Raw genomic sequence first — 281 nt, 5'->3', positions numbered from 1 at the left:
TAGCTATGCCAGCCCCCAGCCAGATCACCACGTTCGTCGGTTCGACTCTGACCGCCAAGCAGACGCTGTCGTGGCAACCGGCCGGCCCCAACGGATCACGCGAGGGTACCCTCCAGATCGTCCCTCAAGGCATGCCTGCGAAAGCGGATGGACACGCATCAGTGCGCCCCGACGCCACCGGAACTGAGGTTATCTATACCGGAACCTTCACAGTGTCGGTGCCTTTAGTTGGTAAGAAACTCGAAAAAGCCGCAGCTCCTCACATCACTCAGGCATTTAAC

1 protein-coding gene is annotated in these 281 nt (G+C 58.7%); it reads left to right on the top strand.

The window, feature by feature from the left end; genetic code table 11:
- Positions 1–281: DUF2505 domain-containing protein (locus MTCD1_RS23580; RefSeq protein WP_088569010.1), on the top strand; the 281-nt coding region annotated here is incomplete at both ends.

This window comes from Colwellia marinimaniae (genome assembly GCF_002207865.1).
GTDB classification, from domain to species: Bacteria; Pseudomonadota; Gammaproteobacteria; order Enterobacterales; family Alteromonadaceae; genus Colwellia; species Colwellia marinimaniae.
This window is presented reverse-complemented; position numbering and strand designations above follow the sequence as displayed.